The organism is Streptomyces sp. NPDC046805 (assembly GCF_040645355.1).
Classification (GTDB): domain Bacteria; phylum Actinomycetota; class Actinomycetes; order Streptomycetales; family Streptomycetaceae; genus Streptomyces.
Genome location: NZ_JBEYYC010000001.1, coordinates 195,939 through 212,164 on the forward strand (window position 1 = coordinate 195,939; position 16,226 = coordinate 212,164).

At 70.3% G+C, this 16,226-nt stretch carries 14 protein-coding genes; 3 read left to right on the forward strand and 11 right to left on the reverse strand.

What is annotated here, in order from left to right:
* Nucleotides 1-49: 49 nt before the first annotated feature.
* Nucleotides 50-544, reverse strand: a complete 495-nt coding sequence (locus ABZ910_RS01090; RefSeq protein WP_361357194.1) for an NUDIX hydrolase — start codon at nucleotides 542-544, stop codon at nucleotides 50-52.
* A gap of 74 nt (nucleotides 545-618) precedes the next feature.
* Nucleotides 619-1,692, reverse strand: a complete 1,074-nt coding sequence (locus tag ABZ910_RS01095; RefSeq protein ID WP_361357197.1) for an ADP-ribosylglycohydrolase family protein — start codon at nucleotides 1,690-1,692, stop codon at nucleotides 619-621.
* Between the two features lie 196 nt (nucleotides 1,693-1,888).
* Here ABZ910_RS01095 and ABZ910_RS01100 point away from each other — a divergent pair, with 196 nt between their 5' ends.
* Nucleotides 1,889-3,058 (forward strand): glycerate kinase, encoded by a 1,170-nt coding sequence (locus ABZ910_RS01100; protein ID WP_361358080.1) that lies wholly within the window; start codon nucleotides 1,889-1,891, stop codon nucleotides 3,056-3,058.
* A gap of 321 nt (nucleotides 3,059-3,379) precedes the next feature.
* On the opposite strand, the gene pssA is transcribed toward ABZ910_RS01100, so the two are convergent.
* The 7 genes from pssA to ccrA form a co-directional block, all read right to left on the reverse strand.
* Nucleotides 3,380-4,198, reverse strand: a complete 819-nt coding sequence (gene pssA / locus ABZ910_RS01105; RefSeq protein WP_361358083.1) for a CDP-diacylglycerol--serine O-phosphatidyltransferase — start codon at nucleotides 4,196-4,198, stop codon at nucleotides 3,380-3,382.
* A gap of 22 nt (nucleotides 4,199-4,220) precedes the next feature.
* Nucleotides 4,221-4,880 (reverse strand): phosphatidylserine decarboxylase, encoded by a 660-nt coding sequence (locus ABZ910_RS01110; RefSeq protein ID WP_361357200.1) that lies wholly within the window; start codon nucleotides 4,878-4,880, stop codon nucleotides 4,221-4,223.
* Between the two features lie 173 nt (nucleotides 4,881-5,053).
* A complete protein-coding gene (locus ABZ910_RS01115; RefSeq protein ID WP_361357202.1) occupies nucleotides 5,054-6,259 on the reverse strand; it encodes an acyl-CoA dehydrogenase family protein in 1,206 nt (401 codons plus the stop codon).
* The gene (locus ABZ910_RS01120; RefSeq protein WP_307624278.1) at nucleotides 6,259-6,771 is read right to left on the reverse strand and encodes a MaoC family dehydratase; all 513 of its coding nucleotides are present in this window, start codon (nucleotides 6,769-6,771) and stop codon (nucleotides 6,259-6,261) included. The genes ABZ910_RS01115 and ABZ910_RS01120 overlap by 1 nt, the downstream gene beginning before the upstream one ends.
* 2 nt (nucleotides 6,772-6,773) lie before the next feature.
* Entirely contained in the window at nucleotides 6,774-7,739 is a 966-nt protein-coding gene (locus ABZ910_RS01125) for a CoA ester lyase (RefSeq protein ID WP_361357205.1), read from the reverse strand.
* Complete coding sequence (locus tag ABZ910_RS01130) at nucleotides 7,736-9,784, reverse strand: protein meaA (RefSeq protein ID WP_361357208.1); 2,049 nt, start codon at nucleotides 9,782-9,784, stop codon at nucleotides 7,736-7,738. The genes ABZ910_RS01125 and ABZ910_RS01130 overlap by 4 nt, the downstream gene beginning before the upstream one ends.
* 18 nt (nucleotides 9,785-9,802) lie before the next feature.
* Entirely contained in the window at nucleotides 9,803-11,140 is a 1,338-nt protein-coding gene (gene ccrA / locus ABZ910_RS01135; RefSeq protein WP_361358086.1) for a crotonyl-CoA carboxylase/reductase, read from the reverse strand.
* A gap of 363 nt (nucleotides 11,141-11,503) precedes the next feature.
* Between ccrA and ABZ910_RS01140 the strand changes: the two genes are divergently transcribed.
* Complete coding sequence (locus ABZ910_RS01140) at nucleotides 11,504-12,397, forward strand: FAD-binding oxidoreductase (protein ID WP_361357211.1); 894 nt, start codon at nucleotides 11,504-11,506, stop codon at nucleotides 12,395-12,397.
* A 10-nt stretch (nucleotides 12,398-12,407) separates the two neighbouring features.
* On the opposite strand, the gene ABZ910_RS01145 is transcribed toward ABZ910_RS01140, so the two are convergent.
* On the reverse strand, nucleotides 12,408-13,226 hold the full coding sequence (locus tag ABZ910_RS01145; RefSeq protein ID WP_361357214.1) for a TetR family transcriptional regulator: 819 nt from the start codon (nucleotides 13,224-13,226) through the stop codon (nucleotides 12,408-12,410).
* A gap of 217 nt (nucleotides 13,227-13,443) precedes the next feature.
* A complete protein-coding gene (locus ABZ910_RS01150) occupies nucleotides 13,444-15,249 on the reverse strand; it encodes a 3-hydroxyacyl-CoA dehydrogenase family protein (RefSeq protein WP_361357217.1) in 1,806 nt (601 codons plus the stop codon).
* Nucleotides 15,250-15,624: 375 nt separating this feature from the next.
* On the opposite strand from ABZ910_RS01150, the gene ABZ910_RS01155 reads away from it, so the two are divergent.
* Nucleotides 15,625-16,200: an adenylosuccinate lyase gene (locus ABZ910_RS01155; protein ID WP_361357220.1), complete on the forward strand. Its 576-nt coding sequence runs from the start codon at nucleotides 15,625-15,627 to the stop codon at nucleotides 16,198-16,200.
* Nucleotides 16,201-16,226: the final 26 nt, after the last annotated feature.

Consider the following 16,226-nt stretch of genomic DNA (forward strand, 5'->3'; position numbering starts at 1 on the left):
GAGCGGATCACCGTGCCCGGTGCGTGCCGTCGGCGTCCGGGACATCCCGTCAGGCCACCCGGTGGCCGTTCTCCAGCTCGGCCGTTCCCGTGTCCTGGGTCAGGACGTCCAGGGCGGCCTGGACGCGGCGGCCCAGGGCGTCGGGCAGGTAGGTGGGGAGGTCTGCGCGCGGTACGAGGCGCCAGGACAGCAGTTCCTCCTCCTGGAGGCGGATCGCCTTGAAGTCGTCGTCGCCGAGGACGCCGCCGTCGTACAGATACGCCACCAGGGGCGGCCGTGCCGTCCCGTGCACCCAGTCCACGGCGAGCAGGCGGCCGAGTTCGCGGTCGAGGCCGATCTCCTCGGCCGTCTCGCGGCGCGCGCCCTGACGCGGGGTCTCCCCGTCGTCGGACTCGATCGTGCCGCCCGGAAGCGCCCATCCCTCACGGTAGTTGGGCTCGACGAGCAGCACCTGCCCTTCGGCGTCCCGGAACAGGGCCGCGGCTCCGGCGAGGACGCGGGGGAGGCCCGCGATGTACGTGGCGAAGTCCTGAGTGGTGGTCATTCAAGGAAGGGTAGTCAGTGTGCGCGGTCGCTCTCCGCGCCAGGCCGGGCCCGCGGCTCACCGGCGATCAGTGTTCAGTGTTCCGCTTGCGCCAGGCGGAGGGTGCGTTCGGCGAGGTCGGTGATCCGTACGCCGTCGAAGCCGAACACGGCGCTGCGGACCGTGTCCTCCAGCGGGTCCTTCCACTGGGGCGGGATCGCCGCCGCACCGGTCAGGACTCCGGCCACCGAGCCCGCCGTCGCGCCGTTGGAGTCGGTGTCCAGGCCGGCGCGGACGGTGAGGGCGACCGTCCGGGTGAAGTCGCCGTCGCCGTACAGGAGGCCGGCGGTCAGGACGGCGGCGTTCGGGATCGTGTGGATCCAGCCGAGCCGGGCGGTCTCCTCGGCCATGGTGCTGAGTGTGTCCTCCCAGCTCAGGCGGGTCTCGTGGAGGGAGGCCACCCGGCGTACGGTGCGGGCCAGGCGGCTGCTCGCCGGGATCACGGTGAGCGCGGTGTCCACGGCGGCCCGTACGGTCGGGGCCGTGAACGCCGCCGAGATCAGCGCCGCCGCCCACATCGCGCCGTACACCCCGTTGCCGGTGTGCGACAGTACGGCGTCCCGGCGGGCCAGGGCCGCGGCGCGGCGTGGGTCGTCGGGGCAGGTCCAGCCGTAGATGTCGGCGCGGATCAGGGCTCCGATCCACTCCTGGTACGGGTTGTCGTACGTCGCGGTGACGGGCGGCTTCAGGCCGCCCGCGAGATTGCGGTAGGCGGCTCTTTCCGCCGTGAAGGTCTGCAGGTACGGCAGGCGGAGCAGCCACAGGTCGCCGACCTGCTCGGTGCTGAAGCCGAAGCCGTGGGTCTCCAGGAGGTGCAGGCCGAGGATCGCGTAGTCGACGTCGTCGTCGCGGCAGCTGCCCTGGATGCGGCCGCGGACGCAGCTGCGCCACTCGGGGCGCAGCTCGACGGCGTCGTTCTCGTCGGCGGGCTCGGGGAGGTAGTCGGTGAGCGGGAGGGCGGAGGCCTTCCGGAGGTAGCGGTCGATGCGGTCGCGCGTCCACAGGTCGCCCTGCTCGACCGGCTTGCCGAGCATGTTGCCGGCGATCCGGCCCAGCCAGCCCCCGAGAATGCGGTCGGCGAGTGCTGGGTCGGTGTCCCAGGGGGTCATGCCCTCCACCTACCCCGGTTCCGCGGGCCGAGAGCCGGTCGTTCCGGGTTTGGTTCTGCCAGGTCAACCAGGCCAACCGCGGGGTTGGGCGGGGCATGACGCCCGGGGTGGGCTCCGGTTAAGGTCGCTGCGGCGCTACTGGCCCGGACGTACGAGGGCCTGCTGATCGAGGAGACGCAAGGTGACGGACGCTGGAGTGGACGAGACCCGACGGGTGCTCATCGCCGCGGACAAGTTCAAGGGTTCGCTGACGGCCGTGCAGGTCGCGGAGCGGGTGACGGCCGGCCTGCGCCGGATCGTGCCCGGGATCGAGGTGGAGGCGCTGCCGGTCGCCGACGGTGGCGACGGCACCGTGGACGCGGCCGTCGCCGCCGGGTTCGAGCGGCGCGAGGTGCGGGTCGCGGGGCCGCTGGGCGAGGAGGTGACCGCGGCGTTCGCGCTGCGCGGTGACACCGCGGTGGTGGAGATGGCGGAGGCGAGCGGGCTGCAGCGGCTGCCGGCCGGAGTCTTCGCGCCGCTCACGGCATCCACGTACGGCTCCGGGCAGCTGCTGCGGGCCGCGCTGGACGCGGGTGCGCGGACGATCGTGTTCGGTGTCGGCGGCAGCGCCACGACGGACGGCGGGGCCGGGATGCTGGCCGCGCTGGGGGCGCGGTTCCTGGACGAGCACGGGGAGCCGGTGGCGCCGGGCGGAGGTGGGCTGGCCGGTCTCGCGCGGGCCGATCTGTCCGGGCTGGATCCGCGACTGGCGTCCGTCGAGCTGGTGCTGGCGAGCGACGTGGACAATCCGCTGACCGGGCCGAAGGGTGCGCCGGCGGTGTACGGGCCGCAGAAGGGTGCCTCGCCGGAGGACGTGGCGGTGCTGGACGCGGCGCTGGCGCATTTCGCGGACGTGCTGGCGGGGGTCGTCGGTCCGGGGGCGGCGCGGTACGCGCAGTCGCCGGGGGCCGGTGCGGCGGGCGGGATCGGTTTCGGCGCGCTGCTGCTCGGCGCGCGGTTCCGTCCCGGGATCGAGGTGATGCTGGACGTGCTGGGCTTCGCGCCCGCGCTGGAACGGGCGTCGCTGGTGATCACCGGCGAGGGCTCGCTGGACGAGCAGACCCTGCACGGCAAGGCGCCGGCGGGGGTGGCCGCGGCGGCTCGTACGGCGGGGAAGGAGGTCGTCGCGGTGTGCGGGCGGCTGGCCCTCACGCCGGAGGCGCTGGAGGGGGCCGGCATCCGGCGGGCGTACCCGCTGACGGAGGTCGAGCCGGACGTGGCGGCCTGCATGGCGGAGGCGGGGGCGATCCTGGAGCGGGTCGCTTCGCGGATCGCGCGGGACTTCGTCTGCCCGCCCACCCACCCGTCTCGGTCGGCAGAGAGCTGACCCCACCCCTGGGGCTCCGCCCCAGACCCCGGCGGGGGCTCCGCCCCCTGCACCCCTGGGGGCTCCCGCCCCTGCACCCCTGGGGCTCCCGCCCCTGCACCCCTGGGGGCTCCCGCCCCTGCACCCCTGGGGGCTCCCGCCCCCTGCGCCCCCCGGGGGCTCTGCCCCAAGACCCCGGCGGGGCTCCGCACCCGCACCCCGGGGAGGCGGGCCTCCAGCGCCGCGTCCTCACGCAACGCACCACCCGAACCACGCAAAACGGAGGGCGCCGAACCCATCAGGTTCGGCGCCCTCCGTTTTTGCTCTGTCCAGCCGCCGCTTCTACGGCACCTGCGCGGCCCGTGCCTCGCGTCGGTTGTCGCGGAAGTTGTTCACCCGGCGGGCCGTGGCGAACAGCGGGATCACCGCGCCCATGACCAGCTGCAGGGCGCAGCCCGTCTGGAGGAGGAGCTTGCCGCTGGGGGCGTCGAAGGCCCAGGCCGCCAGGAGGCCCATCGAGAGAACGATCCAGGACAGCATGGCCACCGCCAGGCGGCCTTGCGGCTTCGGGTATTCCACCCGGCTCACCATCAGCCAGGCCGTGCCCAGGATCGCCAGGAGCGTGGCCACGAAGGGGAGCTCCAGCAGGACGATCGAGACGACCGTCAGCGCGCCGAAGGGCGAGGGCATGCCCTGGAACATGCCGTCCTTCAGCGTCACGCACGAGAAGCGGGCCAGTCTCAGCACCACGGCCAGCAGCACCACGATCGCGCCCAGTGCCGCCATCCTCTGGTGCGCGTCGTCCGCGACCATGCCGTAGACGAGGACGAAGTACGCCGGGGCCAGGCCGAAGCTGATCAGGTCGGAGAGGTTGTCCAGCTCCGCGCCCATCGGGGAGGAGCGCAGCTTGCGCGCCACCAGGCCGTCGAACAGGTCGAAGACCGCGGCGCACAGCATGAGGATGACCGCCGTGGCCGCGCTGTGGCGGGCCATGCCGGATTCCTGGCTGCCGACGAGGTGCGGGATCAGGATGCCGGTGGTGGTGAAGTACACCGCCATGAAGCCGCACGTGGCGTTGCCGAGGGTGAGGGTGTCGGCTATCGACAGGCGCAGAGAGAGGGGCATCTCCTCTTCTTCGTGCGTCTCTTCCGCCTCGGGCACCCAGCCCGCCTGTGTCTCAGGATCAATCACGGTCAATTCGAGTCACCCCAGCCACGGTCTTCTGTCCGACCTCGACGTCGACCTCCACGCCCTCGGGCAGGTAGATGTCGACACGCGAACCGAAGCGGATCAGACCGATCCGGTCACCCTGCTCGACCTTCGTCCCCCGCGGGATGTACGGGACGATGCGGCGGGCCACCGCGCCGGCGATCTGGATCATCTCGATGTCGCCGAGTTCGGTGTCGAAATGCCAGACTACGCGCTCGTTGTTCTCGCTCTCCTTGTTGAAGGCGGGAACGAAGCCACCGGGGATGTGCTCCACCGACGTCACCGTGCCGGCCATGGGCGCGCGGTTGACGTGGACATTGAGCGGGCTCATGAAGATCGCGACGCGGGTGCGGCCGTCCTTCCACGGCATGATGCTCTGCACCACACCGTCAGCGGGCGAGATGACTCGTCCGGGGGCGATCTCACGCTCGGGGTCGCGGAAGAACCACAGCATGCCCGCCGCGAGCGCGGTGGCGGGCACGGCGATGGCCTTGGCGGCGCCGGAGCGGCGCGCGCGGGCCAGGCTGAGTGCTGCGGTGGCGACAGTCGGGAGAAGCCACGGCGATGCTCCGCGCGCGAGGCGTACGCCGCCGACCAGGCTGTCGCGAGGTGCAGAGGTTTGGCTGTGGGGCATGGATGACCTTCGTAGCGGATGATGCCGCGCTGACTGTTCGGGGACGGCGGCTTTTCCGGGGATCGTACCGGTCGCGGGCCACAACTGGGCAAGCCAGGAAGCCGAGTCGGCGGCTGAAGTGTACCTACGGGGTGTGATCTTCTTCTCGAAGGAAACACCCCGTATCCGGACAATCAGCCCTGGAATCGATACTCTTCGAGCAGCCGTCGCCCGATGATCATTTTCTGGATCTCGGCGGTACCTTCGCCGATGAGCAGCATCGGGGCCTCACGGTAGAGGCGCTCGATCTCGTACTCCTTGGAGAAGCCGTAGCCGCCGTGGATCCGGAAGGCGTCCTCGACGACCTCCTTGCAGTACTCGGAGGCGAGGTACTTCGCCATCCCTGCTTCAAGGTCGTTTCGTTCCCCGGAGTCCTTTTTACGTGCCGCGTTCACCATCATCGCATGTGCGGCCTCGACCTTGGTGGCCATCTCCGCCAGCTTGAACTGGATCGCCTGGTGCTGGGCGATCGGCTTGCCGAACGTGTGGCGCTGCTGGGCGTAGGAGACGCCGAGCTCGAAAGCACGCTGAGCGACGCCGCAGCCACGCGCCGCCACGTTCACGCGGCCGACCTCGACCCCGTCCATCATTTGGTAAAAACCTCGGCCCGTGACGCCGCCGAGCACACGGTCGGCCGGAATCCGCAGGCCGTCCATGATCAGCTCGGTGGTGTCGACGCCCTTGTAGCCCATCTTCTCGATCTTGCCGGGGATGGTCAGGCCCGGGCGGACCTCACCGAAGCCCGGCTCCTTCTCGACGAGGAAGGTCGTCATCGACCTGTGCGGGGCCGTGCCCTCCGGGTGGCCTTCGTCACTGCGGACCAGAACGGCCACGAGCGAGGACGTGCCGCCGTTCGTCAGCCACATCTTCTGGCCGCTGAGGACGTACTCGTCGCCGTCCTTGACCGCCTTCGACGTGATCGCCGACACGTCGGAACCCAGGCCCGGCTCCGACATCGAGAAGGCGCCGCGGATGTCGCCGGCCGCCATGCGCGGCAGGAAGTGGTCCTTCTGCTCCTGCGTGCCGTGCTGCTTGAGCATGTACGCCACGATGAAGTGCGTGTTGATGATGCCGGAGACCGACATCCAGCCGCGGGCGATCTCCTCGACGCACAGGGCGTATGTCAACAGGGACTCGCCCAGGCCGCCGTACTCCTCGGGGATCATCAGGCCGAAGAGGCCGAGTTCCTTGAGGCCGTCGACGATCTGCTGCGGGTACTCGTCGCGGTGTTCCAGCTCGGTCGCGACCGGGATGATCTCCTTGTCCACGAAGTCGCGGACGGTCGACACGATCTCCTGCTGGACTTCGTTCAGACCGGCGGTCTGGGCGAGACGGGCCATTACTTCTCCTGCGCCTTCAGCTCCGGGCGGCCCGGCTGCTCGCCGCCGCGCTCCTTGATGTACGTCTCGGTCGGCACCATCACCTTGCGGCGGAACACGCACACCAGGGTGCCGTCCTGCTTGTAGCCCTTGGTCTCGACGTGGACGATGCCGCGGTCGTTCTTCGACTTCGACGGCCACTTGTCGAGGACGGTCGTCTCGCCGTAGATCGTGTCGCCGTGGAAGGTCGGCGCCACGTGCTTGAGCGACTCGATCTCCAGGTTGGCGATCGCCTTGCCGGAGACGTCCGGGACGGACATGCCGAGCAGGAGGGAGTAGATGTAGTTCCCGACCACCACGTTCTTGCCGAAGTCCGTTGTCTTTTCGGCGTAGTTGGTGTCCATGTGGAGCGGGTGGTGGTTCATGGTGAGGAGACAGAACAGGTGGTCGTCGTACTCCGTGACCGTCTTGCCCGGCCAGTGCTTGTACGTCGCCCCGACCTCGAACTCCTCGTAGGTGCGCCCGAACTGCATGCTCACGCCTCCGGAATCTCGAACTTGCTGGTGCGCTGCATGCCGGCGGCGCGGCCCTTGCCCGAGACGACCAGGGCCATCTTGCGGCTGGCCTCGTCGATCATCTCGTCGCCGAGCATCGCGGAGCCCTTCTTGCCGCCCGCCTCGGACGTGTAGTAGTCGTACGCGTCCAGGATCAGCTCGGCGTGGTCGTAGTCCTCCTGCGACGGCGAGAAGATCTCGTTGGACGCCTCGACCTGGCCCGGGTGCAGCACCCACTTGCCGTCGAAGCCGAGGGCCGCGGCACGCTGGGCGACCTCGCGGTAGCCCTCGACGTTGCGGATCTGCAGGTAAGGGCCGTCGATCGCCTGGAGGTTGTTGGCGCGGGCGGCCATCAGGATCTTCATCAGGATGTAGTGGTAGGCGTCCGCCGGGTAGCCGGGCGGCTGCTCGCCCACGACGAGCGACTTCATGTTGATCGACGCCATGAAGTCGGCCGGGCCGAAGATGATCGTCTCGACCCGGGGACTGGCCTGAGCGATCTCATTGACGTTGTTGAGGCCCTGGGCGTTCTCGATCTGCGCCTCGATGCCGATGCGGCCGACCTCGAAGCCCATCGTCTTCTCGATCTGGGTGAGCAGCAGGTCCAGCGCCACGACCTGCTCGGCGTTCTGCACCTTCGGCAGCATGATGCAGTCGAGGTTCTGGCCCGCACCCTCGACCACGGTCACGACGTCGCGGTACGTCCACTCGGTCGTCCAGTCGTTGACGCGCACGACACGCGTCTTGCCCGTCCAGTCACCCTCGTTGAGGAACTTGACGATGGTGTGCCGCGCCTCGGGCTTGGCGAGCGGCGCGCACGCGTCCTCCAGGTCGAGGAAGACCTGGTCGGCGGGGAGGCCCTGCGCCTTCTCCAGGAAGCGGGGGTTCGAGCCAGGTACCGCCAGGCAGGAACGCCGCGGGCGAAGGCGGTTGACAGGGGTGGTCATGCGGGGACCTCCAGGGGGTCGAGCTTGTTCGCTTTCCGGATCTCGTCGACGATGCGGCCGATGATCCCGGTGATGTCGAAGTCCTTCGGGGTGAAGACCGCGGCCACTCCCGCGGCCCGCAGTTCTTCGGCGTCACCATTCGGGATGATGCCACCGGCGATCACCGGTATATCTGTGGCACCGGCCACACGGAGTCGCTCCAGCACGTCCGGCACCAGCTGGGCGTGCGAGCCGGAGAGGATGGACAGGCCGACCGCGTGCACGTCCTCGGCGAGGGCCGCGTCCACGATCTGCTCGGGCGTCAGACGGATGCCCTGGTAGACCACCTCGAAACCGGCGTCACGCGCGCGTACCGCGATCTGCTCGGCGCCGTTGGAGTGGCCGTCCAGACCGGGCTTGCCGACCAGGAAGCGCAGCTTGCCGGAGCCCAGGTCGCGGGCCGTCAGTTCCACCTTGCGGCGTACGTCGGCCAGCGCCGAGCCCTCCTCCGCCGGTACGGCGACGGGCGCGGACGACACACCGGTCGGCGCCCGGAACTCGCCGAACACCTCCCGCAGCGCGCCGGCCCATTCGCCGGTCGTCACGCCGGCGCGGGCGCACTCCAGGGTGGCATCCATGAGGTTGCCCGTGCCCTTGGCGGCCTCCTTCAGCCGCTCCAGCGCCTTGCACGGGCGCGGATGGTTGAAGGGCGGCTGGTAGCGCGTGTCGCGCCAGGTGCCGAGCGCGGACACGACCCGGGCCTCGACGGCCGGGTCGACCGTCTGGATCGCCGTGTCCAGGTCCGCGGTCAGCGGGTTCGGCTCGGTCGTCTCGAAGATGTTGACGCCGACGATCTTCTCTCGACCGGACTCGATACGGGCCCGGCGCTCGGCGTGCGAGGAGACGAGCTGCGACTTGAGGTAGCCGGACTCGACGGCGGCCATCGCGCCGCCCATCTCCTGGATCCGGTCGATCTCGGCGAGGGACTCCTCGACGAGGGCGCTCACCTTCGCCTCGATGACGTGCGAGCCCTCGAAGATGTCCTCGTACTCCAGCAGGTCGCTCTCGTGCGCCAGCACCTGCTGGATGCGCAGCGACCACTGCTGGTCCCAGGGACGGGGCAGGCCCAGTGCCTCGTTCCAGGCCGGGAGTTGTACGGCACGCGCGCGTGCGTCCTTCGAGAGGGTCACGGCCAGCATCTCGAGGACGATCCGCTGGACGTTGTTCTCCGGCTGGGCTTCCGTCAGGCCCAGGGAGTTGACCTGGACGCCGTAGCGGAAGCGGCGCTGCTTGGGGTTCTCGATGCCGTACCGCTCGCGCGTGATCTTGTCCCAGATGCGGCCGAACGCCCGCATCTTGCACATCTCTTCGACGAAGCGGACGCCCGCGTTGACGAAGAAGGAGATGCGGGCCACCACGTCGCCCATGCGCTCCTGCGGCACCTGGCCGGAGTCGCGTACGGCGTCGAGCACGGCGATCGCGGTGGATATCGCGTACGCGATCTCCTGTACCGGCGTGGCCCCGGCCTCCTGCAGGTGGTAGCTGCAGATGTTGATCGGGTTCCACTTCGGCATGTGGGAGACCGTGTACGCGATCATGTCCGTCGTCAGGCGGAGCGACGGCCCCGGCGGGAAGACGTGCGTCCCGCGGGACAGGTACTCCTTGACGATGTCGTTCTGGGTCGTCCCCTGGAGCTTGGTGATGTCCGCACCCTGCTCCTCGGCGACGACCTGGTAGAGCGCCAGCAGCCACATGGCGGTGGCGTTGATCGTCATCGAGGTGTTCATCTGCTCCAGGGGGATGTCCTGGAAGAGGCGGCGCATGTCACCGAGATGCGAGACGGGGACGCCTACCCGGCCGACCTCGCCGCGGGCGAGGATGTGGTCGGGGTCGTAGCCGGTCTGCGTCGGCAGGTCGAACGCGACCGACAGGCCCGTCTGGCCCTTGGCGAGGTTGCGCCGGTACAGCTCGTTGGACGCCTCGGCCGTGGAGTGACCGGCGTACGTGCGCATGAGCCACGGCCGGTCCTTCTCGCGCACACCATCGGAATTCTGACGCTCTGTCATCTATGACCTCCGCTGTCCTCAGATGTTCCGGAAGCGGTTGATGGCGTCGACGTGCTTGGCGCGCATCTCCTCGTCGCGCACGCCCAGGCCCTCCTCGGGGGCCAGGCACAGCACGCCGACCTTGCCCTGGTGGAGGTTGCGGTGCACGTCGTAGGCCGCCTGGCCGGTGTCCTCCAGGGAGTAGACCTTCGACAGCGTCGGGTGGATCTTGCCCTTCGCGATGAGCCGGTTGGCCTCCCAGGCCTCGCGGTAGTTGGCGAAGTGCGAGCCGATGATCCGCTTCAGGGACATCCACAGGTAGCGGTTGTCGTACTCGTGGTTGTAGCCCGAGGTCGAGGCGCAGGTGACGATCGTGCCGCCCTTGCGCGTGACGTAGACCGAGGCGCCGAACGTCTCGCGGCCCGGGTGCTCGAAGACGATGTCGACGTCCTCGCCGCCGGTGAGTTCGCGGATGCGCTTGCCGAAGCGCTTCCACTCCTTCGGGTCCTGGGTGTGCTCGTCCTTCCAGAACTTGTAGCCCTCGGCGTTGCGGTCGATGATCGCCTCGGCGCCCATGGCGCGGCAGATCTCCGCCTTCTGCGGGCTGCTCACCACGCAGATCGGGTTGGCGCCGCCCGCGAGCGCGAACTGCGTGGCGTACGAGCCGAGCCCGCCGCTCGCGCCCCAGATGAGCACGTTGTCGCCCTGCTTCATGCCGGCGCCGTTGCGCGAGACCAGCTGGCGGTACGCGGTGGAGTTGACGAGGCCGGGGGCCGCCGCCTCCTCCCAGCTGAGGTGCTTGGGCTTCGGCATCAGCTGGTTGGACTTGACGAGGGCTATCTCGGCGAGACCGCCGAAGTTCGTCTCGAAGCCCCAGATGCGCTGCTCGGGGTCGAGCATCGTGTCGTTGTGGCCGTCGGAGGACTCCAGCTCGACCGACAGACAGTGGGCCACGACCTCGTCACCGGGGTTCCAGGCGTTGACGCCGGGGCCGGTGCGCAGGACGACGCCCGCGAGGTCGGAGCCGATGATGTGGTACGGCAGGTCGTGGCGCTTGGTGAGCTCCGAGAGCTTGCCGTAGCGCTCCAGGAAACCGAAGGTCGACAGCGGCTCGAAGATCGAGGTCCACACGGAGTTGTAGTTGACCGAGGAGGCCATCACGGCCACCAGGGCCTCGCCCGGACCCAGTTCGGGCACGGGCACCTCGTCCAGGTGGATCGACTTGCGCGGGTCCTTGTCGCGAGTCTCGAGGCCCGCGAACATCTCCGTCTCGTCCTTGTGCACGGTGATCGCGCGGTACGAGTCGGGAAGCGGCAGAGCGGCGAAGTCGGCGGACGTGGAGTCCGGCGACTGGATCGCGTCCAGGATTTCCTTCACGGTCACGGTGTTGCCTCCGGCGGTGAAGCGCCCTGAGGGAGGGGCGCTTGGGGGTTCGTCGGTGCTGGAAGAGCGCTTGAGGTCTTGCGTGAGGGTGGTGCCGTCGGTTCGGCGGATGGTGCTTCGGCAGCGCTTTGTGGCGCAGGAGGTTGCCTGTGACGCAGGCGTCCGGGCGCGCAGGCCGAGGCTTGCGGGGACAGCCGACGCGCGAATGTTCTCTGCGCGCCGACCGCCCGGACACCTTCAACGTATGACACCGCGTGTCAGCTGACAAGGCACTGAGTGCCAGAAGTTCGCCTCAGATGAAATCTTTACGTAACAAATGAGCGATGATCGATCAAAGTGCCCGTCGGATGGGGGAAAATGGCCGGTCTTGTGGGCTTCGACGGCGGGGCCGAGAAGAACGGCTTCCTGTTCGCCTACCCGTCGTACGAGGACGCGGCGCACGGGCTCGCGGGCTTTTGCCGGCTCGGTGCCCCGGTCGCGGCCGAGGGCGTCCTGCGGGGTCCCGCGCTGGCCGAGCTCGAACCGGCCCTCGGGCCCGCCGCCCGCGCCGGATTCCTCGTCGAACGCCAGTGGTCCCTGGACCCCGGCCGGTTCGTGGACGCGCTGGCCGAGCGGCTGCGCCGGGACGGGGCCGAGCTGGTCGAGGGCGCCCGGGTCACCGGCGTGCGCGAGGAGCCGGGGCGCGTCGAGGTGCGGACGAGCGCCGGGACGTACGGCGCGGACGCGGTCGTGGTCGCCGCCGGGGTGTGGTCACGCGAGGTCTGCCGCTCGCTGGGCGCACGGCTCGATCTCGCGGCCGGAAAGGGCTACGGCTTCTGCGTCGCCGCCGATCCGCTGCCGCGCCGACTGGTGCACCTGGGGACGGCGAAGGCGGTGCTGACGCCGCTCGGCAAGGGCGTGCGGGTCGCCGGGACCATGGAGTTCGACCGCGACCCCGACCGCTTGCGGCAGGGCCGCGTGGACGCCATTGTGGCGGCGGCGCGGCCGTATCTGCCCGGCGCCGACTGGGAGCGGCGCGAGCAGGAGTGGATGGGCCCGCGCCCGATGACCCCGGACGGCCTGCCCCTGATCGGCTCGCTCCCCGGTCACCGCCGCGTCCTCCTCGCCACCGGCCACAACATGCTGGGCCTGATGCTGGCCCCGGCCGCGGGACGGCTGGTGGCCGGGCTGCTCACGGGCGAGGCGGACCGGGCCCTGGCGGCCCTCTTCGAGCCCGGCCGCGCCGGGATCGGGCTGGGGAGAGCCGCGTGAGGCGAGCCCCCTACGACCGCTCCTTCAGGGCCTCCTCGATCGTGCGCATGACCTCGTCGAGCGGGGCGTCGGTGCGGGCCACCGTCACCAGGACCTCGCCCTGGTGGGAGACCGTCGCCGGGGTCGCGGCCGGCTGGCCCGCGGTGCTGCGGCCGGCTCCGATCCCGCTGCCGAACGTCTTGCGGACGATGGCGAAGGCGTGGTCGAGCTGGGCCTCCACATCGCCCTGGCCGCCCGCCCGCAGCCAGCGCCGCAGCACATGGTTGTGGGCGGTGACGACGGCGGACGCGGCGACCTCGGCGAGCAGCGGGTCGTCGTTGGCGTCGTCGTCGTGCGCGTGCTCGTCGAAGTGGCCGAGGAGATAGCGGGTGAACAGGCGCTCGTAGCGGGCCACCGAGGCGATCTCGGCCTCGCGCAGGGTGGGCACCTCCCGCGTGAGCTTGTAGCGGGCGACCGAGATCTCCGGCCTGGCCGCGTACATCCTCATGACTTCCTTGATGCCGCGGCACACGGTGTCGAGCGGGTGCTCGTGCGCGGGCGCCGCGTTGAGCACGGCCTCCGCCCGGATCAACGTGTCGTCGTGGTCCGGGAAGATCGCTTCTTCCTTGGAGCGGAAGTGCCGGAAGAAGGTGCGGCGCGCGACCCCGGCCGCGGCCGCGATCTCGTCGACGGTGGTCGCCTCGTACCCCTTCGTCGCGAAGAGCTCCATCGCGGCGGCCGCCAGTTCTCTGCGCATTTTCAGCCGCTGGGCGGCGGCACGACTGCCTGCGGCACTTTCCGGCGCGTCGGGCCTGGTGGGTGTACGTGAGGACTTGGCGGGCTGGGACATGACCCGAACGTACTGCATACGCGCAGTGCGATGCGCAGGCCTGGGGTTTCCCCCGCTCCGGAAGAGCGGGGGGCCTCCCGCGGGGTCGAGCAGTCCGCCCCATTCGCTGTCCCCGGCGGTCCCGTCGATCGCGTCGGACGCGTCAGTCACGTCGGTTCCGCCGTCTCCGCCGTTCCGGCCGCCCCGGCCGTTCCCGGCGAACCAGTCGCCGGGATGCTCAGCGGCGGGCATATTCGCGGAAGCCACGGCCGGTCTTGCGGCCGAGGCAGCCCGCGGCCACCAGGTGCTCCAGGAGCGGCGCGGGCGCCAGCCCCGGGTCGCGGAACTCGCGGTGCAGAACCTTCTCGATCGCCAGGGAGACGTCGAGTCCGACCACGTCCAGGAGCTCGAACGGGCCCATCGGGTAGCCGCCGCCCAGCTTCATCGCCGCGTCAATGTCGTCAAGAGACGCATAGTGCTCCTGCACCATCTTGATCGCGTTGTTGAGGTACGGGAAGAGCAGCGCGTTGACGATGAAGCCCGCACGGTCACCACAGTCGACGGCGTGCTTCTTGATGTTGACGCAGACCTCGCGGACCGTTGAGTGGACGTCGTCCGCCGTCAACACCGTACGGACGACCTCGACCAGCTTCATCGCCGGCGCCGGGTTGAAGAAGTGCATGCCGATCACGTCCTGCGGGCGCGAGGTGGCGCGGGCGCAGGCGACGACGGGCAGCGACGAGGTCGTGGTGGCCAGCACCGCGCCCGGCTTGCAGACCTTGTCCAGCGTGGCGAACAGCTGCCGCTTGATCTCCAGGTCCTCGGCGACGGCCTCGACGGCCAGATCGACGTCGGCGAAGGCGTCGTAGGAGCCCGCCGGGGTGATCCGGTCCAGGGTCTGGGCGGCGGCCTCGGCGGTCATCCGCCCCTTGTCGACAGAGCGCGAAAGCGACTTGCCGATACGGGCCTTGGCAGCCTGCGCCTTCTCCTCGCTGCGGGCGGCCAGGACGACGTCGTAGCCCCCCTTGGCGAAGACCTCGGCGATGCCGGACGCCATCGTGCCGGAACCGGCCACACCGACGGAGCGGACGCTGCGGCCGGGCGTCAGCGCGCCGCCCTCCAGCGGCGTCAGCGCGTCCCGCACGACGGTGGCGCTGCCCGGGGCGTCGTACGTGTAGAAGCCGCGGCCGGACTTGCGGCCGGTCAGGCCGGCCCCGCTGAGCTGCTTCAGGATCGGGGCCGGGGCGTGCAGCCGGTCGCGGGAGGCGGCGTACATGGCCTCCAGGACGGTCCGCGCGGTGTCGACGCCGATCAGGTCGAGCAGGGCGAGCGGCCCCATCGGCAGCCCGCAGCCCAGCTTCATCGCCGCGTCGATGTCCTCGCGGGAGGCGTACTTGGCCTCGTACATCGCGGCGGCCTGGTTGAGGTAGCCGAACAGCAGCCCGTCGGCGACGAATCCGGGGCGGTCGCCGACCGCGACGGGCTCCTTGCCGAGGTCGAGCGCGAGGTCGGTGACCGCGGCGACGGCCTGGGGTCCGGTCAGCACGGAGGAGACGATCTCGACGAGCCGCATGGCCGGGGCCGGGTTGAAGAAGTGCAGGCCGAGCACGCGCTCGGGGCGGGCCGAGTCGGCGGCGAGGCGGGTCACGGAGAGGGCGTTGGTGCCGGTCGCGAGGATCGTCTCCGGCCGCACGATGCCGTCGAGTTCGCGGAAGATCTGCTGCTTGATCTCGTACGACTCCGGGGCCACCTCGATGACGAGGTCGGCGTCGGCCGCGGCCCGCAGATCGGTGCCGGTGCGCACGCGGGCGAGGATGTCCGCGCGCTCCTGCTCGGTCAGCCGCCCGCGCTCCACCGCACGGGCGGTGGAGGACTTCAGGATGTCGACCGCCTGCGCGGCGGCGGCCTCGCTGACGTCGATGCCGATGACCTCGCGGCCGGCCTTGGCGAGGACCTCGGTGATGCCGGTGCCCATCGTGCCGAGGCCGACGACGGCGACGGTCGTGAAGGGGGACAGAGGGGTGTCGGACTGGGGAGCGGCCATCGCGGGACTCCAGGAAATGAGGGTGACGACTGGAAACGCGCCCCGGGGGTGCGCCGAGGGGCGCACGGGGTGCGGAATGGAGTGCGGGTGTCTCCGGGCTGCAAGCGCACACGCCCGGTGGTGATTGCCGCGGGCGTGCACACGCCCGAGTGCGGTGAGACCGACCGGCTCTGTCCCGAAGCCGGGTCGTACTGCGGTACTTGGTGTACCGAACCGACCAGCACTCACGACGGCTGCGTCACCAAACCGTCGCGAGCAGATGTGCGAGTGGGTCACTCGCTCGTATGAGCTTAACCGGTGAGTAACGAGCGCGCCAGCCCCCGGAGTTTGTGATCCGGGACCCGGTCGTAGGACGACGCCTCTAGGCTGGGCTTCGTGGACGAAGAGTTGCGATCGCTCACGGAGCGTCTACGGCAGGAGTCCCAGGGCACGGCGGCGTACGAGCGCCTCGCCGCGACCGGGGACCACGACGAACTGGCGGACGTGCTCACCGCCGTCGGACAGCCGCTGTGGGCCAGGGAGTTGGCCGCGTTCCGGCTGGGCGTGGCGGGGGACCGGCGCGCCTTCGAGGCCCTCGTGCTGCTGCTCAACCACCGCGATCCGCCGCGCTGCGCCTCGGCCGCGTACGCCCTGGCCCGCCTCCAGGACCCCCGCACGGCCCGCGCGGCCGCCGCCCTCGCCACCAACGAACTGCGCGTCGCCTACGCCCTGCACCCGGTGCGGCTCCTGGTGGAACTGCGCGCCCCCGAGTCCGTGCCCGCCCTGATCACCACCCTGGAGCGCCGACTGCGCCCGCAGGACCCCTACCGCAGGGTGGCCCTCGCCTGCGTGGAGGGCCTCGGCACACTCGGCGACACCCGCGCCCGCCGCGTCCTGAACGAGGCCTTGGCCCACCCGGCGCTGGCGGAGGCGGCGGTGAACGCACTGGCCCGCATCCCGAAGCAGAGGTGACCCGTCAACGGGCCGCCTCCTTCACG